Genomic DNA, 25919 nt, shown 5'->3' with positions numbered 1-25919 from the left:
AGTATACTCATTAGCCTTTTTGCGACGGTTTCGACCGACCCTGACCAGTGACGCAATCGCGACAGCCGAAGGGCCTGTATCGGCCCGAATTTGAGAAAGATTCCTGCGGATTTGGCCTCATAGCGCATCTCGACGGGGTCCCGAGCCCGTGGATCGTGCAGACCGCAATGGGGTCCCTCTCGTGCCTTACCCACCGCGGGGCGGTGGCCGCCGACGGCAAGAGCGGGGACGGCTGTGGTCTGCTGCTAAAGACCCCGGAAGACTTCCTGCGACGTGTGGCCGCCGAGCAGGGCATGGAGCTTCCCGCGCGCTTTGCCGTCGGCATGGTGTTTTTGGCCGCAGATGAGGGCAAGGCGCATACCGCGCGCACAGTATTGCGCGAGGAATGCGAGCGCGCCGGTTTTCCGGTCCTGGGGTTTCGTACGGTCCCTACCGACCCCTCGGCGCTGGGTGCCGAAGCGCGCCAGACCATGCCCCGCATCGAGCAGATATTCGTCGCCAATCCCGAGTCCGATGCCGGACTGGCGGATGCCAAGCTCTATCTCGTGCACCGTCGCTGCGAGCAGCGCCTGGAACCGAGCGATGCAGATTTCTACGTCGCCAGTCTGTCGACACGCCTGCTGTCGTATAAAGGGCTGGTCATGCCGGCCTATCTGTCGGTCTTCTATCCCGACCTCAAGGCCCCCGACTTCGCCTCGGCGATCTGTCTGTTCCATCAGCGATTCTCGACCAATACCTGGCCGCAATGGCGGCTCGCGCAGCCGTTTCGCCATCTCGCCCACAATGGCGAGATCAACACCGTGCAGGGCAATCGCTCGTGGGCGTTGGCGCGCGGATACACCTTGTCATCCCGTCGCATCGATATGAGCGAGGCGCGCCCCCTGGTTTCGCAATCGGGATCCGACTCCATGAGCCTCGATAACATGCTCGAGGCCCTGCTCGCGGGCGGCGCCGACTATTTCCGGGCCATGCGGCTACTGATCCCGCCCGCGTGGCAGAACATCCCGCACATGGACCCCGATCTGCGCGCGTTCTATGAGTATCACGCGATGCATATGGAGCCGTGGGACGGCCCTGCGGGAATCGTGTTTACGGATGGGCGCTACGCCTCGTGCGTGATGGATCGTAACGGCCTGCGTCCGGCGCGCTGGGTGATCACCAGCGACCGGCACATCACCATAGCCTCCGAGACCGGCGTGCATCCCTATGCGAGCCGCGACGTGGTCGCCAAGGGCCGATTGCGGCCGGGCGAACTTTTGTCGGTCGATACCGAAACTGGCGCGCTGCTCTTGCCGGCGGAGATCGATGCGCGTCTGGCCTCCCGCCAACCCTATCGGAAATGGCTGGATGCGCGCACCCGGCACCTGGAAGGGACGCTTAATCCCCACGACGCCCAGGGTTCGGCGATCGACATCGCCGTGCATCAGAAGCTCTTTCAGGTGACCTTCGAGGAGCGCGACCAGATCATCCGGGTGCTCGCCGAGGATGGCCAGGAGGCTACGGGTTCGATGGGGGACGATGCGCCCATGGCGGTCCTGTCGACCGCGGTGCGTTCCCTGTACGATTATTTCCGCCAGCAGTTCGCGCAGGTCACGAATCCACCGATCGACCCGTTGCGCGAGGCGGTCGTGATGTCCTTGAACACAAGCTTCGGGCCGGAACGTAACCTCTTCGAGGAGACCGCCGATCATGCCGCGCGTCTCGAGGTGGCCTCGCCGGTCTTGAGCCGCTGCAAGTTCGCGCGACTTGTCACGCAGGACGACCCGGCCTACCGCGTCGCGCGTCTCGATCTGCACTATGAGGCGGGGACTACGACCCTTGAGGCGGCGCTGCGGGCACTCATCGACGACGCCGTGGCCGCGGTGCGACGCGGTGTGGTCGTCATTGTGTTGTCGGATCGCGATGTCACCCGTGGCCGCCTGCCGATCCATGCACTGTTCGCCGTGGGTGCGGTGCACCACGCGCTGGTCACATCCGGCTTACGCTGTCAGGCCAACATCGTTGTGGAAACCGGCAGCGCGCGCGACCCGCACCACTTCGCATGCCTCATCGGGTATGGGGCCACCGCGGTGTTTCCTTATCTCGCCTATGAGGTGATCGCCGATCTGGTACGCAGCGGCGAGATCCGCTCGCAAGACGAGGCCCATGCCGTCAAGAATTATCGCAAGGGGATCAACAAGGGTCTTCTGAAGATCATGTCGAAGATGGGTATTTCGACGATCGCAAGCTATCGCGGCGCCCAGCTCTTCGAGGCGATAGGGCTCGCCGACGAGGTCGTGGATTTGTGTTTTCGCGGGACCGCGAGCCGCATAGGCGGTAGCACCTTCACGGATTTCGCGCGCGATGCCGAGATATTGGCCGATGAGGCATTCAGTAGCCGCAAGCCCATCCGCCAAGGGGGGTTGCTGAAATACATCCACGGTGGCGAGTACCACGCCTACAACCCGGATGTGGTGCAGGCCCTGCAGGACGCGGTACGTTCCGGCGATTACGGGGCCTACAAGGTCTATGCCGGACTTGTGAACGGGCGTAAGCCGGCCATGATCCGGGACCTGCTCGCCTTGCGCGCCGATCGCGCCGCCATCCCCGTGGGGGATGTCGAGCCCGCGACCGCCCTCTACAAGCGCTTCGATTCGGCGGGCATGAGCCTCGGCGCGCTTTCGCCGGAGGCGCACGAGGCCCTGGCGATCGCCATGAATACCCTTGGGGGACGCTCGAACTCCGGTGAGGGCGGCGAGGATCCGGCACGCTACGGCACGGTCAAGACCTCGAAGATCAAGCAGATCGCCTCCGGGCGGTTTGGCGTGACGCCGCACTATCTGGTTCACGCCGACATGCTGCAGATCAAGATCGCGCAAGGGGCCAAGCCCGGCGAGGGGGGACAGCTGCCGGGCCACAAGGTCAATGAGATGATCGCGCGTCTGCGCTGCTCGAAGCCGGGTGTGGCCCTGATCTCGCCGCCGCCGCATCACGACATCTACTCCATCGAGGACCTGGCACAGCTCATCTTCGATTTGAAGCAGGTGAACCCGACGGCGCGGGTCTCGGTGAAGCTCGTGTCCGGGCCCGGTGTGGGCACGATCGCGGCGGGCGTCGCCAAGGCCTATGCCGACCATATCACGATCTCCGGTTACGATGGCGGGACCGGGGCAAGCCCGCTTACGTCGGTGAAGTACGCCGGCACCCCCTGGGAGCTCGGCTTGAGCGAGGCCCACCAGACCCTGCGTGCCAACGGCCTGCGCGACAAGGTGATCCTGCAGACCGATGGTGGCCTGAAGACCGGCCTGGATGTCGTCAAGGCCGCGATCCTCGGGGCCGAGAGCTTCGGATTCGGCACCGGGCCGATGGTGGCGCTGGGGTGCAAGTACCTGCGTATCTGTCACTTGAACAACTGCGCGACGGGTATCGCCACCCAGGATAAGCGCCTACGCGAGGCGCATTTCCGGGGTTTGCCGGAGATGGTGATGAATTACTTCCGGTTCATCGCCGAGGAGGTGCGCGAGTGGCTGGCGTTCCTTGGGGTGTCGCGCCTCGACGATGTCATCGGGCGCACCGATTTCCTGACGGTCCTGCCGGGATTGACGCCCCGCCAAAAGGCCCTGCGCCTCACCGATATCATCTCGGACGCCGGTATCGAACGCGGCCGGCCGCAGCACTGCCTGACGGAACGTAACCCGCCATTCGATAAGGGCGAGCTTGCCTTGCGCATCATGGAGGACGCCCTGCCGGCACTGACCACCCGTGAGTCCGTGGTCCTCACCTATGCGATCCGCAATGTGCACCGCTCGATCGGCGCACGGCTCTCCGGCGAGATCGCGCGACGGTTCGGGGCCAAGGGTCTGGCGGACGGTACGGTCACGCTCCGACTGCAGGGCTCGGCCGGCCAGAGCTTGGCGGCCTTCAATGCCCCTGGCCTTTCCGTCGAGCTCGAGGGCGACGCTAATGACTACGTCGGCAAGGGTATGGCCGGCGGGCGAATCGTGATCTACCCGCCGCGCGACTCACGGTTCGCGAGCGATAAGGCTGCCATCATCGGCAATACCTGCTTGTACGGGGCGACCGGCGGGACGCTTTATGCGGCCGGGCTCGCGGGCGAGCGCTTTGCGGTTCGCAATGGCGGCGCGCTCGCGATCGTCGAGGGGGTCGGAGACCATGGCTGTGAGTATATGACCGGCGGCTGCGTCATCGTGCTGGGCGAGACCGGCCTGAACTTCGGGGCCGGCATGACGGGGGGGTTCGCGTTCGTCTACGACAAGGCCGGGGTCTTCGTCGATCGGTACAACCACGAACTTATCGATATTCATCGCATTACCGGCGAATCCATGGACGCCTATCAGGCGTTCCTGCGCGATCGCGTGAGCGAGTACGGGGAGGCGACCGGTAGCGCCCATGCACGCGCCCTGCTCATGGGTTGGTCGGAGACGGCCGGGCACATGTGGCTCGTAAAGCCCAAGGCGGTGCGCATCGATACCCTGCTCGTGGAGAGCCATTAATGGCCAACGTCTTTCAGTTTCTGGACAAGCCGCGTACCGATCCCGTCAAGAAGGACGTGGTTGTGCGTATCCACGACTTCCGCGAGATCTATGGGGGCTTCGATGCCAACAAGGCCGCCGAGCAGGCCGGCCGTTGTCTCGGGTGCGGCAACCCCTACTGTGAATGGCGTTGTCCGGTGCACAACTATATTCCCAACTGGCTGAAGTTGATCGCCGAGGACAATATCTTCGAGGCCGTTGAGCTTCTCCACCAGACTAACAGTCTCCCCGAAGTCTGTGGGCGGGTGTGTCCGCAGGACCGCCTGTGCGAGGGGGCCTGCACGCTGAACGATGGATTTGGCGCGGTCACCATAGGCTCGATCGAGAAGTACATCTTCACCGAGGCCTATGCCCGGGGCTGGCGCCCGGACATGAGCCAGGTGGTGGCCACCGGACGGCGCGTCGCCATCGTCGGGGCCGGACCCGCGGGCCTTGCCTGCGCCGACGTGCTGGCGCGCAACGGCGTGAAGGCGGTGGTCTACGATCGCAACCCGGAGATCGGCGGGCTACTCACCTTCGGCATCCCGGGCTTCAAGCTCGAAAAGACGGTCATGCGCGTGCGCCGCTCGGTGTTCGAGGGCATGGGTATCGAATTCGTGCTGAATACCCGCGTCGGCGAGGACCTGCCGTTCGCCGACCTGTTGCGGGACTACGACGCGGTATTCGTGGGTGTGGGCACCTACACCTACATCGAGGGGGGGTTCCCGGGCGAGGATCTGCCGGGGGTCCACAAGGCGCTCCCCTATCTGGCCGCGGTGACGCGTCGTGATCTCGCGTTCCCCGAGGGTGAGGCCCCTTATGTCGATTTGAAGGGCCGGCGGGTCGTGGTGCTCGGGGGTGGCGATACCGGCATGGATTGTAACCGCACCGCGATACGCCAGGGCGCGGCCTCGGTGACCTGCGTCTATCGGCGCGACGAGGCCAATATGCCCGGATCACGGCGCGAGGTCGCAAATGCCAAGGAGGAGGGGGTGCGATTCGTGTGGAATCGTGCCCCGGTGGAGATCGTGGGCCAGGGGCGGGTCGAGGGGGTGCGCGTGGTCGAGACCCGGCTCGGCGAACCCGACGCGCGTGGCCGCAGGCGCCCGGAACCGGTGGCCGGCAGCGAGCAGCTGATCCCGGCAGACGATGTCATCGTGGCGTTCGGTTTCCGCCCGAGCCCCCCAGCCTGGCTTGCCGAGTCCGGCATAGAGATGGATGCCGCCGGCCGCATCACGGCGCCGGCGGACGGTCGCTATCGCCATCAAACGACACGCGCCAAGGTGTTTGCGGGCGGGGATGCGGTACGCGGGTCGGATCTGGTGGTCACGGCCGTGTACGAGGGGCGTCAGGCCGCCGAAGGCATATTGGACTATCTCGCGTCATGACGGATCTCGGCGCACCCTCGAACCGCGGCAATCGCCTGCTCCGGGCGCTCATGCGCCTGCCGGTGGACATGACGCCGGTGTGGCTGATGCGCCAGGCCGGCCGCTATCTCCCCGAATACCGGGCGCTGCGTGCGGCCGCCGGGTCGTTTCTGGCCATGTGCCAGACACCGGAACTTGCCTGTGAGGTGACCCTGCAGCCGGTGCGTCGATTCCCCCTCGATGCCGCCATCCTGTTTTCCGACATCCTCACCGTCCCGGATGCCATGGGGCTTGGCCTGTCGTTTGTGGAGGGCGAGGGTCCACGGTTCGAGCGGCCGATCCGCGATCCCCACGACGTGGCGCGCCTGCGCGCCCCCGATCCCACCGTCGGCCTGCGCTATGTGCTCGACACCGTAAGCCGTGTGCGACGCGAGCTTGCCGGTCTGTGCCCGCTGATCGGGTTCTCGGGGTCTCCCTGGACGCTCGCGACTTATATGGTGGAGGGCCAGGCGAGCGACGACTTCCGGCGCGTAAAGGGTCTGCTGTTCTCCGATCCGGCCACGCTTACGGCCCTGCTTGCGGTACTCACGGAGGCGGTTACCGCCTATCTGAATGCCCAGATCGAGGCCGGGGCGCAGGCGGTCATGATCTTCGACACCTGGGGAGGGAGCCTCGCGGCCCATCATTTTCTGCGGTATTCGCGCGATCCCATGGCGCGCATCGTGGACGGCCTGAGCCGTCGGCGCGACGGCGCGAGCGTGCCGGTGGTGGTGTTCACGAAGGGCGGCGGGTGTTGGCTGCCGGCCCTGGTCGAGACCGGTTGTGATGCCGTGGGGATCGATTGGATGACGTCGCTCGCCGCCGCCCGCGCGGCCACAGGAGATAGGGTGGCGTTGCAAGGGAATCTCGATCCCATGGCCCTCTATGCCCCTCCCGAGCGGCTCGCGGCCGAGGTCCGTGCGGTGCTTGCCGACTTCGGCGAGGGCCCGGGGCACGTCTTCAACCTCGGCCATGGCGTACGGCCGGACGTCGACCCGGAGCAGGTGGGCCTCTGCATCGATACCGTGCACGCGCCAAGCGCGCGCCCGTATCCCTGAGCCCCTCGCTGCCCGGCGCCCGGCGGGTGCCCCCGAAATGGGCAGCCGGGCCCTTTTTAGGGCGGTCTTATTTCAGTTTTTGCTGATGCATCCCGTTGGTTATTCACATTTCGGCTGTGTGTCAAGCCCCTTGGAGACTGTTGCATTGATGACCCGGAAGATTTCCTATGGGTTTAGGTAACACATTGAAAGATAATAAAAAATATAGGCCGCTTAATTTTTCATCAGTTTAAAGCGGAATCAGCAATCAGGCCAAGGGCGGAGAACTTCCCTCCGCTTTTCAACATAGTTATCCACAGAGTTTGTGGGTAAGGCGGAATTGCTTTTTTATCCAGCCGCTTAGCGTCGGAATCGCAAGCAATTTGCGTTGCCGGCCGTGAACCAGGAGGGGCGAGGGGCGATGACATGGTCGCGATTCGCGTAGGTCTGCCGGTTCCGCTGCGGCGGAGTTTTGACTATGAGCACGAGCGGCCACTCGCGCCCGGCGTCCGTGTCCGCGTCCCGTTCGGGCGCCGCGTGCTGACGGGGATCGTGATCGAGGTGCCGGCCGATCCGGTCGCGGATGTGGCCCTACGCCCCATCCTCGAGGTTATCGATGCCGAGCCGCTCTTGACGGGCGAACAGCTTCAATTGCTGCGATTCGCCGCCGACTATTATCATCACCCGCTGGGCGAGGTCCTGTTTGCGGCCCTGCCCGCCGGCCTGAAGCACGGCCAGGGGGCGGCCCCCCCTAAGGCCTACCGGCTGACGGCCGACGGGCAGGCCCAGCCGGCCACACGTTTTGCGCGCGCCAAGCGCCAGGCGGCCTTATGGCAGGCCATCAAGGTGGCGGGCGTGATGACCGAAGGCGAGTTGAAGGCCCGCGGGCCCGGTCTTGCACCCGCACTGCGGGCGCTGCAAGCACAAGGCCTGGTGGAGGAGTGCGAGGCCGGCAATGAATTCGTCCCCGCGGCCACCGCACCGGCGGCGGTGTTGCGCCCCGATCAGCGCGCCGCGTGCGCCGCGGTGGCGGCCGCATTCGGGCGCTATGCCGCCTTTCTTTTGTTCGGGGTGACGGGCAGCGGCAAGACCGAGGTCTATCTCGAGCTCCTGGCCGAGGTCCTGGCCGCCGGCGGACAGGCGCTCGTACTGGTGCCCGAGATTGGCCTCACCCCGCAGCTCGTCGCGCGTCTCAGTGCGCGCTTGGGCCCGGTGGTCGGTATGCTGCACTCGGGCTGCGCCGCTGGCGAGCGTGCGCGCATCTGGTCGGCGGCCGCCGCGGGGCGCATGGCGGTGGTTGTGGGGACCCGCTCCGCGGTGTTTACCCCCATGCGCCACCTGGCCCTCATTATCGTGGATGAGGAGCACGATCCGTCCTTCAAGCAGCAGGAGGGTTTCCGCTACCATGCCCGCGACCTTGCCGTATGGCGCGCCAAGCATCTCGGCGTGCCGGTGGTGCTCGGTTCGGCCACCCCATCCCTCGAAAGCTACCGCCACGCCCGCCAAGGTCACTACCACCTGCTCGCCTTGCCGAATCGTGGGCCTCAGCGGACTATGCCGGCTGTGCGTCTGGTCGATCTCGGGCGCGAGTCGTCGCGCGGCGGCCTGTCCGCGCCGCTGATAGAGGCCCTGCGCACGCGACTTGCGCGCGGCGAGCAGGCGCTGTTGTTTCTGAACCGGCGCGGTTATGCGCCGGTACTGCTGTGCCCCGAATGCCGTTGGCATGCCCCCTGCGACCGCTGCGATGCGCGTCTTACGGTCCATCTGGGCCGCCAGCGCCTGCGTTGTCATCACTGCGGGCGCGAACAAGCGGTGCCGGCGGCGTGTCCGCGTTGCGGCCACCCCAAGCTTCTGCGTGTCGGCGAGGGCACCGAGCGCATCGAGGAGGCCCTGCGCCGCGTCTTGCCCGACGCCCGTATCGCGCGCGTGGACCGCGACACGACCGCAAGTCGCCGCGCCTTCGAGGCGCTACTGCGCAAGGTCCACGGGCATGAGGTCGACGTCCTGATCGGCACGCAGATGTTGGCCAAGGGCCATGATTTTCCCCATGTCACGCTAGTCGGTGTGATCCATGCCGACCAAGGGCTCCATGGCAGCGATTTTCGCGCCGATGAGCAACTGTTCTCCCAGATCGTGCAAGTGGCCGGCCGTGCCGGTCGCGATGAAAAGCCCGGCCTGGTCCTGATCCAGACCCACCACCCCACGCATCCCTTGTGGGCACCGCTCACCCGTTTGGATTATGAGGCCTTCGCCGAGATGGCCTTGCGCGATCGGCGCGCTACGCTGTTTCCACCCTACGCCCATTGCGCGCTCATGCGTGCCGAGGCGCGCGCGCCGAATCTGGCCACGCGCTTTCTGGAGACGGCAAGGCAACTCGCCGCGGACCCGTCCGATGTGACCCTCGGGTGCGTGCTCCCGGCGGTCCTCGCGCGCCGCGCCGGCTACTATCGCGCCCAACTCTTGGTGACGAGCCAAAGGCGCGGCGCCCTGCAGGCCTGGCTCAAGGTCTGGCTTGCGCGGGTTCCCGAAATCCCCGACGCACCGCGCGTGCGCTGGTCGGTGGATGTCGATCCTTACTCGCTATTCTGAGCCTCGGCATCGCCCACCTATCGGCCGGGATGGGCGCGTCTTGGTGGCACAGCCCCGGGGTATCCTGCGATTCAACGGCTCCGCCCAGGCGTTGGTCAAGCGAGTCGGCGCCATCGCGACCGAGGCCTTGTCCGTCAAGCATAGGGTCGGCGGCGGTCCCCGCGTGAAGGGGCTCAACCACGAGATTCCGGCCGCCTCCCCGGCCGCCTTACTCCCGATGGTCAGGACCCAAGTGCAAGGGGCCGGATCCTGGTACGAGGAGGCGCCGACCCAAGCATCCCCCCCACGCGACGCCGCCCTCTATGCCGGCCGTTGCCGGACGAGCAGAAAAGGCCCTGGCACCGACCGCAGGATGCCGGCATGGCGGCCTCACCTGTGGCCGCGATGACCATGCGGCGCGGGTACTGGTGCTGGCAAAGCGATGTGGTCTGGGCGGGAACCGTTCGAGGTGGGGCGGGGGATGTCTCGCTGCATAGGCCATGCGGCCTACAATGTGCGGCCGGTCATGAGTGCCGAACTCATGCCCTAGCGTAAGCTTAGAGAGGGCCGTTAATGAAATGGCGGACATGGAAACATGGATTCTTTGTGACACTGACAGGAACACGATACGCTGGAACCCGATCGCCGACTTTTTCACGTCCGTGCTGTTATCGCGAGCCCTTTAGGGTACACCGCCAGTCTTTGACAAGATGCCATTTTCCCGCTCATATTATTGATGCTGTTACATCCCCGCTAGCAATGGGGATGGCGGTCTTGGGCCACGACCGAAACACGTGGCTATATAAGTATAAAAGGAGATTCTTATGGAATCACGGCCATGGGATAACGGCACGCGCATAGTGCATGCGGCGCTTGTCGTCACGGTTCTTGCAGAGTTGTCGACGGGTCTTATCGTATCGCAGGGCACCCGCCCGCATTGGCTTTTCATCCACAGTGTCTTGGGTATCGCGACGACGCTCGTCATTATCATGGACTGGATGTGGACATGGGCACGACGGGATCTTCCAATATTATTTCCATGGAATCGCGCCGGGATGCGCGTGGTCGCGCATGAGGCCTTCGGGGTCTTTCAAGGGAAATTGCCGGGGTCGGGGGATCGGACGGGCCTGTCTAGCTTCATGCACGGCATAGGTCTGCTCGCGGTCTCGGGCATGGCCGCCACTGGTCTTCTCATGTACATGGAGATACCGGGCGGGTACGGCCTGTTCCTGCACTCGTCTGCTTATGCGCTCTTTACGACGCTTGCCACCACGCACCTCTGGCTGTCGTATGTCGTCTGGGCCTATCTGATCGGACATATCATGTTTGCTGCCCTTCAGCAGGTCCTCGGCAATAACGTCTTGCGGCACCTCTACCTGGGCCACCGCTAACGGTACCAGGGTTCGGCGCCTGGCCCCGCAGGGGGCCAGGCCTCTGCGGGCGGTCGCCGTCCGTCCATATTGACGGTCGCCCCATCGCCCCCTTACGATGGTGATCAGTCAAGGACCCAAAGGCGCCCGTGTTGCAATCGGCCCGTCATTCTCCCCGGATGCTGTTGGCGGCATGGCTCGCGTTCATGGGCTTGTGGCCCCTGCAGGCGGCCGCTTATCACAGTGGCCCGCGCATGACGGCTATGTGCCGGATGATGCCGCACATGGCGGGGATGATGAAACGATCCCATGCGGGCGGGCACGGGATGAGGGCCTGCCGTCAACTCCAGTGCCGGCACCGAGTGGGTCCGGGCATGGCGGGCGTGATTCTGCCGCAGCCCGTGCTGGTGGTCCAATCCTTCGCGGTTCTCCCGGAAATGCCGATGCTGGGGCTCGCCCCGCGGCGGTCCGATCGGCATGCAAGTCGCGCCCCACCTCCCTATCTGCGTTTTGCACGCCTCCTGATTTAAACGGTCGTCGGTGTTGAAAGGCCCTGCGTAGAGCAGGCGTCGATTCATGACCGAGGACTGCCCGTGATAGACCCCGATGATCGTGATGTACCCGGCGTTACGCCCCCGTGCTGCCGCCGGTTCCGTTATGGCAAGACCGTAGATTGTCATGTACGCGGCCGCCTGTGTCCGCCGGCCGCCCATCCTGCAGCCGACATTCCACACGCCGTCTTGGCGTTTGTCCTGCTCGCGACGGTGGCCATGGGCCTTGGCCATTGCGTCTCTGCCGCTGCCGCCCCGCGTTTGCGCCTGTCGCAGGCCGAGGCCTTGGCGGTGCGTGTAAACCCGAGCCTGGAGGGCTTGCGTCAGGCGGCGGTCGGCCTCCGTCACGAGGCGGTGGCCGTGGGGCAGTTGCCGGACCCGCAACTGTCCCTTGGTGCGCAGAACGTGCCCCTGAACAATTTTTCCCTGAGCCAGCAGCAGATGAGCGTCGTGCAGTTCGGCGTGAGCCAGGCCTTTCCGGCATGGGGCGCGCTCACCGCCCGGCGGCGCAAGGCCGTGTTCGCGATGCGCGCTGCCGTCGAGAACGGCTACGAGCGCCGCGCCGAGATCGTTTTCCTGTTGCGCCAGGCCTGGTTTGCGGCCCTTTATGCCCATAAGGCCATGGCGGCCATTGCCCGCGAGGAAGGCCTTGCCCGGGAGACCCTTGCCGCTGCCCGTGCCCGTTATCGCGCCGGCCGCGCCTCTCTGGCCGATGTCCTGCGCGCCGAGCTGACCGTCGATGCCCTGCACAATCGCGCTGACCGTTTCCAGGCAAGCGGTGCGGCCGCGCGGGCGCGTATCGCCGAGATCCTGGCGCGTCCCCGCCCCCCAGCGCTCGCCGCCCAGTGGCCGGCCTTACCCGTCCCCAGTCCCGCGACCGGGGGCGTGGCCCGTCAGCCCTCGCTGCTTGCGGCGCGCGATGAATGGCGCGCGGCGCGCGCCGCGGTCGGTATCGCCAAGAGCGCTTATTGGCCGGCGATCACAGTCAAGGCCGCCTATGGCAAGGACTTTTTCCCCGGTAGCCCCAATTGGTTGTCGGTCGGCCTTTCTGTGAGTCTGCCGATCTTCCCGGCCGAACGCCAGGATCAGAGGCTTGATGCCGCGCGCGCCCGCAGTCTCGAGGCGCGCTACCGTTACGAGGACCAGAGTCTCGCCCTGACACGGCGCTTGCGTAGCGCCGAGTCCCTCCATGCCGCCTTGAAGCGCGAGCTCGCGCGCACCCAGAGGTCGCTCTTGCCGACGGCGCGCGCGGCCTTCTCCGCGGCCCTGGGTTCCTATGCCGCCGGGCGTCTTGGCATGACCGCGGCCCTGGCCGCCCAGAAGCGGGTCCTGAAGTACGCACTCTTGCGCCTCGCCGAGCGCAAGGATCTCGAAACCGTGGCCGCCGAGATCGACTGGCTGACGACACAACGATCGGGGGGATACGGCAATGGCCAATAAGTGGAAAGGTTTGCTGATCGCGGGTGTGGGCATCGCGGGCGTCGTGGGGGCGGTCGCCTATGTCACGGCGTCGTCCCCCGCAAGCCCGCCCTCAACGTCGGCCCCGCCGCCATCACCATCGGCGGTCAAGGCCAAGCGGCGCATCCTGTATTGGGCGAACCCCATGAATCCGAGCATCCACTCGGACCACCCCATGAAGGACAGCATGGGCATGGCCTATACGCCGGTCTATGCGCCCAGCACCCAGGCCGCCGCCCATCCGGGGTTGGCGATCGATCCGCGCCTTAGGCAAAGCCTCGGCGTTCGCCTGGTTTCGGTACGACTGCGGCCAATGGGCCGTCCCATCCACACCGTGGGAACCGTGGTGGTCGACGAAAATCGGGTCTATGCCGTCAATCCGCGGTTCTCGGGGTGGGTGGAGCGTCTCAATGCGCGCGCCGTGGGCGATCCGGTGCGTAGCGGGGAGGTCCTGGCGTGGGTCTACGCGCCGGCCCTATATGCGGCCGAGCGCGAATATTTCGTTGCCCGGGCGGTTCGGGGCATCGTGGGTAACGCGCGCTTGGGGTTGGCCGCACGCGCCCGCCTGCGCCTGCTCGGACTGACCCGTGCGGATATACGGGCGCTCGATCGGCGCGGGCGGCCGCTACGCGTAGTCCCGGTCACAGCGCCGGTCTCCGGGGTGGTGCAACGCCTCGGCGTCCATCAGGGCGGCCATATCTCGCCCCGTCATGATTTCATGCGCATCACCAACCTCGACCGCGTGTGGGTGAACGTCGCGATCTATGCATCACAGCTGCCCTGGGTGCGTATCGGCGACCCCGTGCGCCTCACGCTCCCCGCCTACCCGGGACGAGTGTGGGCGGGACACCTGACATTCCTCTACCCGACGCTCGACCCCAAGACGCGCACGGTGACCGCGCGCCTCAGTGTCGCGACGCAGGGCGGGTCCCTGCGACCGGGCATGTACGCCCAGGCGACCGTCCTTACGCGTCCGCGCCAGGCCCTGGCGGTCCCCGCGAGCGCCGTATTGCGCACCCGGCGCGGCGATTTCGTCATGATCGGTAGCGGTCAGGGACACTTCTTGCCGGTACAAGTGGTGCTCGGGCCCTCGAGTCGCGGCTGGACCGTCATAAAGCGCGGCCTTACGGCCGGCGAAAAGGTGGTCGATGCCGCGCAGTTCCTGCTGTATTCCGAGTCCCAGTTTCAGGCCGTGCAGGCCCGCATGCTGCCGGTGCCGACGGCCCGGGGTCCTGGAAGACACAGTATGGCCTCGGCCAAGCGCGGGGTGCGCCATGATTAAGGCCGTCATGCGTTGGTGTATCACGAATCCGGTGTTGGTGCTGATCGCCGCAGGTTTCCTGCTCGTGGCCGGAATCCTGGCCTTGACCCACATCCCCCTGGAGGCCTTGCCGGACATCTCCCCGGCCGAGGTCATCGTCAAGACCCGCTACCCGGGCCAGGCCCCACAGGTAGTGCAGGATCAGGTGACCTATCCCCTAGAGACGACGCTCCAGGAGGTGCCGGGGGCGACTGCGGTGCGCGGCTACTCCATGTTCGGCGACTCCTATGTCTATGTGCTCTTCAAGGGCGGCACGCGCATCTACCGGGCGCGCAACCTCGTGCTCCAGTATCTGAGTCAGGCGCAGTCCCGATTACCACCCGGGGTCGTACCGGCGATCGGACCGAATAGCTCCGGGGTCGACTGGATATTCGAGTACGCCCTTACCGATCCGAGCGGGACCGAGAACCTGGCGCAGCTCACGACTTTGCAAAACTGGACCCTGAAGTACGCCCTCCAGGCCATCCCCGGTGTCGCCCAGGTCGCGACCCTGGGGGGCATGGTCTCCGAGTATCAGGTAGTAGTGAACCCGCAGAAGCTGCTCGCCTACGGGGTGACCCTGCCGCAGGTAGAGGCCGCGATCCGCGCCGCCAACGGCGAGACCAGCGGCTCGGTCGTGGACATGGGATCGACGGGCTATATCGTGCGCACCTCAGGCTATATCCATTCGCTCTGGGATCTGGCGCGTGCCCCGCTCGGGGTTCACGACGGCGTGCCGGTCATGCTCGGCGATGTCGCGCGCATCCAGCGCGGGCCCGAGCTCGCCAATGGTCTCGCGGAGTTGAACGGCGAAGGGTCGGTCGTGGGCGGGATCGTCATGATGGACCAGGGCGGTAACGCCGACCTCGTCATTCATCGCGTCGAACGCAAGCTGCGGGCGCTGCGTACATCCCTGCCGCCCGGCGTCCAGATAGTCACCACCTATAGTCAGGCACCGCTCATCGCGCGCAGCATCCACACCCTGACCGGAAAGCTGCTCGAGGAGATCGCCGCCGTGGCGCTCATCGCGTTGATCTTTTTGTGGCGCGTGCGTTCGGCGTTGGTGGCGGTCGTGGCCCTGCCGCTTGGCATCCTGATCGCCTTTATCATCATGTGGCTGCAGGGGATCCCCGCGAACATCATGTCCTTGGGGGGCATTGCCATCGCTATCGGCGTGATGATGGACGCCGTCGTCGTGATGATCGAAAACATGCATAAGCATCTCGAGCGTGAACCGGACACCGGTCCCTGGACGGCGGCGCTCCTGGCCTCGCAAGAGGTCGGTCCGGCGCTGTTCTTCTCGCTTTTAATCATCGCCGTGGCGTTTCTGCCGATCTTCGCCTTGGGCGGCGAGGAGGGGCGGCTATTTGCGCCACTCGCCTACACCAAAACCTATGCGGTGGCCGTGGCGGCGGTGCTCTCCATCACGCTCGTGCCCATCCTCATGGCCTGGTTCATTCGCGGGCGCATCCCCGCGGAACGTAAGAACCCCCTGAACCGGTTCCTAGCCGCCCTCTATGCGCCGCTCATCCGCATGACCCTTTCGGCCCCGCGCCTCGTCCTCGTGGCGGCCCTGCTGCTGACGCTCACCGCCCTCTATCCGCTCAGTCGCCTGGGCTCGCAGTTCATGCCGCCGTTGAATGAAGGCACCTTGCTCTATATGCCGGTCTTTCAGAACCCGGCGGTATCGATCGGCGAGGTCGGGCAGGTACTCGCGCAGACCGACCGCATCCTGAAGACCTTTCCCGAGGTCAAGACCGTCTTCGGGCAGGCGGGGCGCGCGCAGACCGCGACCGACCAGGCGCCCCTGCCCATGTTCGACACCACCGTGACCTTGCATCGGCGGTCACGGTGGCCGGCGGGCATGACCCTGCGCGGCCTTCAGGACGCCATGACCCGGGCCCTCGATATCCCGGGCCTATCCATCGTCTGGACCCAGCCCATCAAAAACCGCGTGGACATGGTCACGACCGGGCTTACCACCCCGCTTGGGATCAAGATCGCGGGCCCGCGGCTCACGGTACTCGCGAGTCTTGGCCGGCGCATCCAGGGTGCCCTGCAGAAGGTCCCCGGAACCGAATCCGCCTATGCCTCGCGGGTCACCGGCGGGCGCTATATCGTCGTGCACACCGACCGCGCCCGGGCGGCGCGTTACGGTTTGTCGGTCGCCGACGTCAATCGCCTGGTCGAGACCGCCATAGGCGGCACCACGTTGACGACCGCAGTCCACGGGCTGCAGCGGTTCCCGGTGGTGCTGCGTTACCCGCGGCGATTGCGCCAGTCGTTGGCGGCGCTCGCCGCAAGCCGCGTGGCCGCCCCCGGTGGCGCCCAGATCCCCTTGGGTCAGGTCGCTCGCCTGCGCATCGAGGGGGGGCCGCCGATGTTGACGAGCGACGATGGACGCTTAAGCAACTGGGTCTACATCGACCTCGCTTCCGGCACCAGCATCAGCCAGTATGTAGCGCGCGCCCGCCGTGCGATCGCCCGTAGCGGGGCCTTGCCGGCCGGCTATACGGCATCATGGGTCGGTGAATACAAGGTCATGCGCCGCGCCGACCGGCGTCTCGAGCTCGTCGTTCCGGCGGTGCTGATACTGATCGCGCTGCTCTTGTACTTCACATTCCGCAGTTGGGCGGAGGTGGGGATCATCCTGCTGACGCTGCCCTTGTCGCTGGTCGGCGGGTTTTGGCTCGTCTACTGGCTCTCTTACAAATTGTCGGTGGCGGTGGCCGTGGGCTTCATCGCCCAGGCCGGGGTGGCCGCGGAGTTCGGGGTCGTGATGCTTCTCTACCTCGACCAGGCATTGGCCCGGCACCGCGCGCGCGATGCCTTGAAGACCTGGCACGACCTGCGGATGGCGGTGATGGAGGGCACCATGCTGAGGTTGAGGCCCCTGGCCATGACCCTGACGCTCGTGGTCGGGGGGCTCTTGCCCATCATGTTCAGTCACGGGGCCGGCGCCGATGTCATGAAGCGCATCGCCGCGCCCATCGTCGGCGGCATGTTCAGCGCGGCGCTCCTGGCGCTGCTCGTGGTCCCGGCCCTCTATGCCTTGTGGCAACGACGGCGCTTGGGGTTGCGCGGAGGGTATGCCGATGACGAAAAGACCCGCTAGCTCAGGGGGCATGCCCGGATAAGAGGGCGTCGCGGGGGATAAAAAAAGGGCGCGACCGCGTCGCGCCCTGGCCTTTCTCACAAAGACCGCAACCAAGCGGGATGCCGCCCGGCCATGAGGCGCCGGTCGGTATCCCCGCAGGGCTTAGAACGTGAGCCCGGTCTCGACCATGCCGCGCCACTGGTTGGGCGACATGCCGGCCGCACCGAAGGTCAAGTGCGCCGTGCTGTTCGTGACGCGCACAAAGGAGAGTTCGACGCGGGTGAAGAAGCCCTTGTCCTGGAAGGTCGGGGTGACCGTGAACGACCAGGCCTTGGCGCCGGGGCCGTAGCCGAGGAGGTTATTGTTGCCGGCATTGGGGTCGGCCGGGTTGCCGGTACTGGTCTCGTACTCGGCGCGCGCGGCCGTCGACCACATCGGCGTGAAGTGGTAGTTGGCGAGCAGCGCCGCCCCGAAGACGTGATCGGAGTGGGCGTAGCCCGCACCCAGCTTCACCGAGCTCGGGGCGTAGATGTACTGCAGGTAGGGCGACACGGTGAGCGCGCCGACCTTGGTGGTATAGAGCAGATTATAGATGTCGCTGTTGTCGAGGTTCTCCGGCGCGGCGTAGTAATGGTTCAGCGTCGTATCGTTGATGACCGTCGAGCCGAAGTGGTGATAGAAGAACACCGAGGCGGTGCTGTTCTTGTTCAGGGCGTAACTAAAGAGCCCGGTCAGGACATTATAGTGGTTGGAGTAGTAACCGTCGTTGAACGACAGCGAGGCGCTCACCGGCCCTGTCGAGTAGTTGACCTGCGCCCCGCGGTTGACCGCGTTCTCGCTGTTCCAGAGCAGGCCGCGCTCGATATTCTGGTTCATCCAGCTCCAGGTGTACTCGCCGCCCATGAGGGTCGGGAGCTTGCCGACCTCCACCGAGAAGTGGCTGGTCGGGGCGAGCGTGATATAGGCCTCCGGCACCGCCCCGTAGTAGTAGTTGGGCACTGACGGGGTCGGCAGTATTGGTTCGCCGAGGGTCGGGAAGTTGTAGGAGCCGGCCATGACGAAGAACTGCACGAGACCGGTGGTCTTCTGCAGGATCATCTCGGCGTTGGTGATATCGAGCCGCGTGTGGCGATCGGTGCCGAACACGGCCGGGCCGGTGAGCCCCCCTACGGGATTGCTCTGCCAGGTGCCGGCGGCGCTCAATACGCCCTCCGCCGATAGCGTCCCGAGCGGCCCGGCGGAAAAGTTGATGGCCTTGGGCGGGTTCAGGGTGGCATGGGCATGGGGGGCGGCAAGGCCGAGCCCGCACAGTGCGACCGGTACCGCCAACAGTGATTTACGCATGATGTCCTTCCTCATTGTCGAACTTTCGTTGTCAAGGCGCCCTGGGTGGCATGTGTCTCGCCCATTTACTATGGTTTCCCGAGGCGCCTGTTTATGGTGTCTCATCCCTGCGACGGTCTCGCCGAGATGCGGACCGTTTGGAATCCTTGGGCTCCCTCCCAAAACGGTAGCGCCTCGCGGCGGAACGCGAAGGATACCGTCGGCGCCGGTTTTGGCAAGTCCCAAGCCCCTGAAGTACCCTTCAACCCCTATCGGGCTTGCGCGGGCGCCTACTGTCGTGGCAGCTCCTGCAATAATCGTTCCGAGAATACAGTGCCCCGGCACGCAGAAAGGCTTGAGTCGCGCCGACGAGTCTGCTTTGATGGGCCCCCTTCGCGGGAGACGCAAGCGCCTCCGGGAGGGGCGCCGTGGCCGTAGCGGGTTCGTTGCCGGTGCATCGGCGACGTGGCCATGGGCCGCGGTGGCCGAGGGCGCCGCGGGGGCGGGGGTCACACGCCCATTTGCGGTGCACGAATGGATGTCATTGCCCACAAATAGCGCAAGTGGCCCCTTCGGCTGCGGGTCTTTCATGAGCCGGTCGCGCCGTGTCGGGCGGGCCCGGGGACGCGGCTGCGATTTTTTTAAAGGTCCGCGCGTGGCGGGCTGCGCGCCGGGCATGCCTGCGAACCCCCGCCGGTTCTATCGGGGCGGGCGCCCGCTGACGCCCAGCCGCCGTTGCGCGAGGAGAGAGGTGGCATGCGAAACTCGGATGGCGGATGGGATGCGTCCCTGGCCCTGCGCTTTGCCCGCAGGGGGGCGCGCACTGCGCTTGTCGCCAATTGCCACCATGGGCCCGCGCGTGTGCAGCGCCCGTTTTATCCGGAAGGTCCGGAATGCGTGCACGCCTACCTTCTGCACCCACCAGGCGGTTATGTCGGGGGCGACAGCCAGGTCCTCGACGTGCGCTGCGAGCGTGATGCCGCGGTGCTGCTCACGACACCCGCCGCCACGAAATTTTACAAAACATTAGGACCATGCGTGCGCCAACGGATGGCCTTCGCGCTCGCGGCGGGCGCGCGCCTCGAGTGGTTGCCGATGGAGGCGATCGTGTTTCATGAGGCGCGCGTGCGCAGCACCCTACGCATAGACCTCGGTGCGGGGGCATCCTTCGCCGGTTGGGACATCGTGTGTCTCGGGCGTCCGGCAAGCCATGAGCCGTTCGTATCGGGGGTCTTCGATCAGCATTTCAGTGTCTGGCGCGAGGGCCTCCCGTTGTGGGTGGAGCATGCCGTTTACGAGGGCGGCTCCGCGGTTCTCCGGCAAAAGTACGGCCTTGGCGGCGCCTGCGTATACGCGACCTTCGTTTGCACCAAAATGGGTGAATTCGATGCCGCCGCGTTGCGTGCCTTGTGTGGCGATGGTCCCGAGCCCTTGTCGTTCAGTGAGAATGGCGACATACTCGTTGCCCGCTACCTTGGCGAAAGCGCGCAGCGCGCCCGCGATGCGCTGACGCGGGTATGGCATATCGTTCGGCGCGCGCACTTCGGTGTGGGCGCCTGTGAGCCGAGGATCTGGCAAACCTAGATAGGATCGACGCGATGGATTTGCTGCCCCAGGAACGGGACAAGCTTTTGATCTTCACCGCGGCGCTGGTCGCCGAACGGCGGCGCGCGCGCGGCCTGAAACTGAACTATCCCGAGGCCGTGGCCTTCATCAGCGCGGCGCTGCTCGAGGGCGCGCGCGACGGGCGCAGCGTGGCCGATCTCATGAGCTACGGGACCACGATACTGACGCGCGAAGACGTCATGCCGGGTGTGGCCGACATGGTGGGCGAGGTGCAGGTCGAGGCCACCTTTCCCGACGGTACCAAGCTTGTGACCGTGCACAATCCCATTTTGTGAGAGGCGCGATGACGGTAGGCGAGATCGATACCGCGGGTCATGATGTGCGTCTGAACAATGGGCGCGTGCCGACGCGTCTGGTGGTGGCCAATCGCGGTGACCGCCCGATCCAGGTCGGTTCCCATTATCATTTCTACGAGACGAACGAGGCGCTGGTGTTCGACCGCGCCCTAAGCCGTGGCGGTCGTCTCAACATCCCTGCGGGGACCGCCCTGCGTTTCGAGCCGGGACAGAGCCGCGAGGTGGAACTTATCCCCTACGAGGGTCTGCGGCGTGTGTTCGGTTTTCGGGGCCTGGTGATGGGGGAACTCGACGCATGATCGATATCCCGCGCAAGGCCTATGCCGCGCTCTACGGACCGACTGTCGGTGACCGCGTACAGCTGGCCGACACCGATCTGTGGGTCGAGGTCGAGCATGATTATGCGATCTACGGCGAGGAGGTGAAGTTCGGCGGGGGCAAGGTGATCCGCGATGGGCAAGGCCAGGGCCAGTATGACAGCGCGCATGCCATGGACACAGTGATCACCAACGCCTTGATTATCGACCATCGCGGCATCGTCAAGGGCGATATCGGCCTGAAGGGGGGGCGAATCGCGGTCATCGGCAAGGCCGGGAATGGTGATGTTCAGCCGGGAGTCACAGTCCCGATCGGTCCGGGCACGGAGATCATCGCCGGGGAGGGCCTGATTGCGACGCCAGGGGCCATAGATGCCCATGTCCACTTCATTTGTCCCCAGCAAGTCGAGCAGGCCCTCATGTCGGGCGTCACCACCTTGATCGGTGGCGGCACCGGGCCCGCCGCCGGCACCAATGCCACGACCTGCACGCCCGGCCCCTGGCATATGGAGCGGATGCTCGGCGCCATCGAGGACATGCCGGTGAATATCGGTTTTCTGGGCAAGGGCAATGCCAGTCTGCCCAAGGCCCTGGAGGAACAGATCGAGGCCGGGGCCATCGGTCTCAAGCTTCATGAAGATTGGGGGACGACCCCTTCGTCGATCGACAACTGCCTCAGTGTCGCCGAGCGTTATGACGTGCAGGTAGCCATCCATACCGACACCTTGAACGAGTCGGGGTTCGTCGATGACACGATCGCGGCGTTCCGTGACCGCACCATCCACACCTACCATACCGAGGGGGCGGGCGGCGGCCACGCCCCGGACATCATCAAGGTCTGCGGGTATTCGAATGTCTTGCCCTCGTCTACGAATCCCACGCGTCCCTTTACCGTCAATACCCTCGATGAGCATCTGGATATGCTCATGGTCTGTCATCACCTGGACCCGGCGATTCCCGAGGACGTGGCCTTTGCGGAATCGCGCATCCGCCCGGAGACCATAGCCGCCGAGGATATCCTGCAGGACATGGGGGCGATCAGCATGATGTCATCGGACTCCCAGGCCATGGGCCGCGTGGGCGAGGTCATCATGCGCACCTGGCAGACCGCGCACAAGATGAAGGCGCAGCGCGGCGTATTGCCGGGCGATGGGGTTCGCCACGACAACGCGCGCGTCAAACGCTACATCGCCAAATACACCATCAATCCGGCCCGCGCGCATGGCATAAGCCGCGATGTGGGCTCGCTGGAGCCCGGGAAGCTCGCCGACATCGTGCTCTGGCGCCCGGCGTTCTTCGGTGTCAAGCCTTCGCTTGTGATCAAGGGCGGCATGATCGCGGCCTCCCCGATGGGCGATGCCAACGCCTCGATCCCAACCCCGCAACCGGTCATCTACCGACCCATGTTCGGGGCCCTGGGGCTTGCGCCGGCGGCCACCTGTCTCACCTTCGTTTCGCAGGCGGCGCTCGACCGCGACATAGGCACGCGGCTTGGCCTCAAACGGCGGTTGGTGCCGGTGTCGGAGACCCGCGGGTTGCGCAAGGCCGACATGGCCCACAATGACTACCTACCGCGCATCGAGGTCGACCCGCAGACCTACCAGGTCTATGCCGATGGCGTGTTGTTGTATTGCGACCCGGCGCCGGAGCTGCCGCTCGCGCAGCGCTATTTCCTCTTCTAGGCATGGATGCCGTGCGCCGGGTGACGAGCCATGCCGATGCCGATGTGCCCTGGCAGGCGGTGCTGACCCTGCCTTTCGAGCGGCGTGTGAAGAGCCGCCAGCGTGCCGTGCTCGATGACGGTGGGGAGGTGCATCTGGATCTGCCGCGCGGCCGCGCCCTGCGCGATGGTGACCGGTTGCGCGCCGAGGATGGGCTTGTCATTCTGGTGCGCGCCGCCGCGGAATGCCTAAGCCAGGCGGCAAGCGATGAGCCGCTCTCGCTGGCGCGCGCCTGCTACCATCTCGGCAACCGCCACGTCCCCGTGCAGATCGAGGTGGGTGCGGTGGCTTATCTCGCAGACCACGTGCTCGATGCCATGGTCCGGCAGCTGGGGCTTTGCGTGACGGCCCGCACCGGACCGTTCGAGCCGGAGGGCGGGGCCTATGGACATCACCACCATGAATGACGCGGTGGTGCTCTGCCAGACCCTGCGGCTTGCGAGCCCGGCCTTGCCCATCGGCGCCTACAGTTATTCGCAGGGGCTCGAGACCGCGGTCGCCAAGGGCTGGGTGGTGGATGAATCCACGGCGCGCGATTGGATAGAGGGTCTCCTGCGGCTTGCCATCGCGCGCCTCGATCTACCGCTTTTGGTTCGCTTACGTCGCGCGCTGGCGACTCATGACCATGCACGACTGGTGTTCTGGAGCCACTATTTGCGGGCGAGCCGCGAGGCCCGCGAACTCGCCGATGAAGACCGCATGTTGGGCGCGGGCCTTCTGCGGCTCTTGGGTGACGACTCGTGGGCGCAGCAGGCCTGTGCGGCCGATGTCCCGCCAAGCCTCCCCTTGGGATTCGCGGCGGCAGGTCTGGCCTGGGGTCTCCCGGAGCAGGCGGCGTTGACCGCTTATGCCTGGTCGTGGCTCGAGAATCAGGTGGCGGCGGCCATGAAGACCATACCGCTTGGGCAAAGCGCCGGCCAGCGCCTCTTGAGTGGGGCGCTCGAGCCGCTCGCGCGCGCGGTCACGTGTGCCCCGGGGATCGCCGACGACGACCTGGGCGCGCTCGCCCCGGGTTTTGCCATCGCCTGCGCCCATCACGAGACCCAATACACGCGGCTCTTTCGGTCATGAGCACGCACCATCATCGGGGACCCTTGCGGGTGGGTGTCGGTGGGCCGGTTGGTTCCGGCAAGACCGCGCTCGTCGACGCCTTGTGCAAAGCGATGCGCGAGCGCCACGACCTCGCGGTGGTCACCAATGACATCTATACGCGCGAGGACGCCGAGTTCCTGATGCGCAGCGGCGCCCTGCCCGTCGAGCGCATCATAGGCGTCGAGACCGGGGGTTGCCCCCATACCGCGATCCGCGAGGACGCCTCCATGAACCTTGCCGCGGTCGACGACCTGACGCGGCGCTTCCCAGCCCTCGACATCCTGTTCATCGAAAGCGGGGGCGACAATCTGAGCGCCACCTTCAGCCCCGAGCTCTCCGACCTCACGCTCTATGTCATTGACGTTGCCGCCGGCGACAAGATCCCGCGCAAGGGCGGTCCGGGGATCACCCGCTCGGACCTGCTCGTCATCAACAAGATCGACCTGGCACCCCACGTCGGGGCCTCTCTCGATGTCATGCGTCGTGATGCCGCGCGCATGCGTGGCGAGCGGCCCTTTGTCTTCACCAACCTGAAGACCGGGGAGGGCGTGCCCGAGGTCGTGGCCTTCATCGAACGCGAGGGGGGCGCGCAACCTTCGCTGCTCCCTTAAGGGGCGGCCGCGGCTCGCTCCTGCACTCGAATTGGGCGTCGGCGACGCCTGTCTTCATCACCCTTCTGATCTCAAGCCCTTTACGGTTCTCGAATACAACACGCTCATTGCCTCCTCATCCGTGGTGGCATCGTTCTTGCTGATGGGGGCTCCTCGAACAATCAAACGGGGAGGAACCCAATGCATACCAGGAATCATCTAAAGATCATCCGCCGTTCACTCGCGCTAGCGATGATGGCGGGCCTTGTTCCGGCCATGGCCGCGACGCACAATGCCACGACCGTGGACGGGATCTCGATCTCCGGTTACATCGATCCTACGTACATCTATAATCAGGATGCTCAGGTGAGCTCCTTTTTCTTTGCCGACCGCAACTCGCCATACACTTATTATCACAGCACATTCGGGGATCTCTATCTCGACTTCAACAAGAAGTTCGGCAATGGCGGATCGATCGATATCCAGATCATGCCGACGCGCGGCTACGGGAGCACCTTTGGAAGTCCGGGTACCTCTCATGCCGCCAACAGCATCATCAACGCCGCCGTCCTGACCCTGCCGGTGAGTAAGGAGGTCGACTTCATCGCCGGCCAGGTCCCGGCATGGGACGGCTACGAGTCCGAGACCTCCCCGCAGATGCTCACCATCACCCACAATCTGCTCTACGATTTCAGTGAGCCGGGCTACTTCACGGGCGCAGGCGCAAGCTACACCTCGGGAATACTGACCGTCCAGACCCTGCTCGGCAACTCCTGGAATACCGCCTACACCGGCAGCGCCGCGCCCACCAAGGCCCCGACCTTCGAGTACCGGGTATCACTCGCCCCGTCCAGCGCCCTGAGCTTCGGTCTCTACGGGACCATCGGCAAGAACCCGACGCTCACGAACCCCGGGGTCGAGACCACGCGCATCTATAATGACTTCGACGGGACCTATACCCTGGGGGCCGCCACCTTCAATTGGCAGTTCGACCTCGGTCATCAGACCGCCGCCGCGGCCAATGGCGGCAACGCCATGTGGTATGGCACCTCGCTGCTTGCCAACTACCGCTTCACGCCGCTCGTCGGTGCGACCTTGCGCTACGACTACCTGAACGACAAGAAGAACGGCGGCCATGTCGCCCTGGCTGACTACTACGACGGCTTCGCGCCGACATCTGCCGCGGCCCCCGGCGTCAACAACGGCCCGGTGCGCCAGGCGGTCACCGCCGACCTTCTGCTCTATCCGGTGAAGAACACGATCGTAAAATTCGAGTACCGCTACGATCGCGCCAACGGCGCCCTGTTTGTGGATACGGCGACGGGAGGCTACAAGAAGAGCAACAACGTCCTGGCCGCGCAGATCGTATATTCATTCTAAGAGGCAGGGGCAGGGACGCATGGGATACGCGCCTCATGGTCTCTTTGGTGAGGCGTTCCCTTCAGGGCAGGCCGGCTCGGCGTGGGGCGGCCTGCCCCTTTTCATGTCGGTGGCGTGTCGTCGCCATCTGGCGCGAGCGCTCGTGGGATGCGGATGGCCGGTCCCGACTATTCCAAAAAAATACCACGCGACGGCGAAGCCCAAAAAGACGCCTTCCTGGCGTACATGCAGAGGCCCATGCCGACGCCGATAGCGTGGCGATTTCGCCACAGGATC

At 65.4% G+C, this 25919-nt stretch carries 17 protein-coding genes; 16 read left to right on the top strand and 1 reads right to left on the bottom strand.

Features of this window, described 5'->3' with window-relative positions:
- Positions 1–47 precede the first annotated feature (47 nt).
- From gltB to C4900_RS14520, 8 genes are all read left to right on the top strand, one after another.
- The gene (gltB, locus tag C4900_RS14565) at positions 48–4493 is read left to right on the top strand and encodes a glutamate synthase large subunit (RefSeq protein ID WP_114283328.1); all 4446 of its coding nucleotides are present in this window, start codon (positions 48–50) and stop codon (positions 4491–4493) included.
- A complete protein-coding gene (locus C4900_RS14560) occupies positions 4493–5899 on the top strand; it encodes an FAD-dependent oxidoreductase (protein WP_065971352.1) in 1407 nt (468 codons plus the stop codon). Before gltB ends, C4900_RS14560 begins: the two co-directional genes overlap by 1 nt.
- Positions 5896–6975 (top strand): uroporphyrinogen decarboxylase, encoded by a 1080-nt coding sequence (hemE, locus tag C4900_RS14555; RefSeq protein WP_065971351.1) that lies wholly within the window; start codon positions 5896–5898, stop codon positions 6973–6975. Before C4900_RS14560 ends, hemE begins: the two co-directional genes overlap by 4 nt.
- 405 nt (positions 6976–7380) lie before the next feature.
- Positions 7381–9543: a primosomal protein N' gene (locus C4900_RS14550; protein WP_114283327.1), complete on the top strand. Its 2163-nt coding sequence runs from the start codon at positions 7381–7383 to the stop codon at positions 9541–9543.
- An 803-nt stretch (positions 9544–10346) separates the two neighbouring features.
- The gene (locus C4900_RS14540) at positions 10347–10913 is read left to right on the top strand and encodes a cytochrome b/b6 domain-containing protein (RefSeq protein ID WP_114283325.1); all 567 of its coding nucleotides are present in this window, start codon (positions 10347–10349) and stop codon (positions 10911–10913) included.
- Positions 10914–11485: 572 nt separating this feature from the next.
- Positions 11486–12883, top strand: coding sequence for a TolC family protein (locus C4900_RS14530; RefSeq protein ID WP_211306987.1), 1398 nt, complete (start codon positions 11486–11488; stop codon positions 12881–12883).
- Positions 12873–14183 carry an efflux RND transporter periplasmic adaptor subunit gene (locus C4900_RS14525; protein WP_065971347.1) on the top strand — a complete coding sequence of 437 codons (1311 nt, stop codon included), beginning with the start codon at positions 12873–12875 and terminating at the stop codon, positions 14181–14183. The genes C4900_RS14530 and C4900_RS14525 overlap by 11 nt, the downstream gene beginning before the upstream one ends.
- Entirely contained in the window at positions 14176–17316 is a 3141-nt protein-coding gene (locus C4900_RS14520; protein WP_114283323.1) for an efflux RND transporter permease subunit, read from the top strand. Before C4900_RS14525 ends, C4900_RS14520 begins: the two co-directional genes overlap by 8 nt.
- A 144-nt stretch (positions 17317–17460) precedes the next feature.
- Here the strand turns inward: C4900_RS14520 and C4900_RS16100 are convergent, their stop codons facing one another.
- Positions 17461–18642, bottom strand: coding sequence for an outer membrane beta-barrel protein (locus C4900_RS16100; protein WP_170132552.1), 1182 nt, complete (start codon positions 18640–18642; stop codon positions 17461–17463).
- Positions 18643–19377: 735 nt separating this feature from the next.
- Between C4900_RS16100 and C4900_RS14510 the strand changes: the two genes are divergently transcribed.
- The 8 genes from C4900_RS14510 to C4900_RS14475 all read left to right on the top strand — a co-directional run bounded on the left by C4900_RS14510 (position 19378) and on the right by C4900_RS14475 (position 25643).
- Positions 19378–20205 carry an urease accessory protein UreD gene (locus tag C4900_RS14510; RefSeq protein ID WP_065971344.1) on the top strand — a complete coding sequence of 276 codons (828 nt, stop codon included), beginning with the start codon at positions 19378–19380 and terminating at the stop codon, positions 20203–20205.
- A 14-nt stretch (positions 20206–20219) separates the two neighbouring features.
- The gene (locus C4900_RS14505; RefSeq protein WP_065971343.1) at positions 20220–20522 is read left to right on the top strand and encodes an urease subunit gamma; all 303 of its coding nucleotides are present in this window, start codon (positions 20220–20222) and stop codon (positions 20520–20522) included.
- A gap of 8 nt (positions 20523–20530) precedes the next feature.
- Positions 20531–20842, top strand: a complete 312-nt coding sequence (locus tag C4900_RS14500) for an urease subunit beta (protein ID WP_065971342.1) — start codon at positions 20531–20533, stop codon at positions 20840–20842.
- On the top strand, positions 20839–22542 hold the full coding sequence (ureC, locus tag C4900_RS14495) for an urease subunit alpha (RefSeq protein WP_065971341.1): 1704 nt from the start codon (positions 20839–20841) through the stop codon (positions 22540–22542). The genes C4900_RS14500 and ureC overlap by 4 nt, the downstream gene beginning before the upstream one ends.
- A 2-nt stretch (positions 22543–22544) precedes the next feature.
- The gene (ureE, locus tag C4900_RS14490) at positions 22545–22988 is read left to right on the top strand and encodes an urease accessory protein UreE (protein WP_065971340.1); all 444 of its coding nucleotides are present in this window, start codon (positions 22545–22547) and stop codon (positions 22986–22988) included.
- Positions 22966–23652, top strand: a complete 687-nt coding sequence (locus tag C4900_RS14485; RefSeq protein WP_083996022.1) for an urease accessory protein UreF — start codon at positions 22966–22968, stop codon at positions 23650–23652. The genes ureE and C4900_RS14485 overlap by 23 nt, the downstream gene beginning before the upstream one ends.
- Positions 23649–24284: an urease accessory protein UreG gene (gene ureG, locus C4900_RS14480; RefSeq protein ID WP_065971338.1), complete on the top strand. Its 636-nt coding sequence runs from the start codon at positions 23649–23651 to the stop codon at positions 24282–24284. The genes C4900_RS14485 and ureG overlap by 4 nt, the downstream gene beginning before the upstream one ends.
- A gap of 180 nt (positions 24285–24464) precedes the next feature.
- Positions 24465–25643 carry a DUF3138 family protein gene (locus C4900_RS14475; RefSeq protein ID WP_083996021.1) on the top strand — a complete coding sequence of 393 codons (1179 nt, stop codon included), beginning with the start codon at positions 24465–24467 and terminating at the stop codon, positions 25641–25643.
- Positions 25644–25919 lie beyond the last annotated feature (276 nt).

Source organism: Acidiferrobacter thiooxydans, from assembly GCF_003333315.1.
Lineage (GTDB): Bacteria > Pseudomonadota > Gammaproteobacteria > Acidiferrobacterales > Acidiferrobacteraceae > Acidiferrobacter > Acidiferrobacter thiooxydans.
This window is presented reverse-complemented; position numbering and strand designations above follow the sequence as displayed.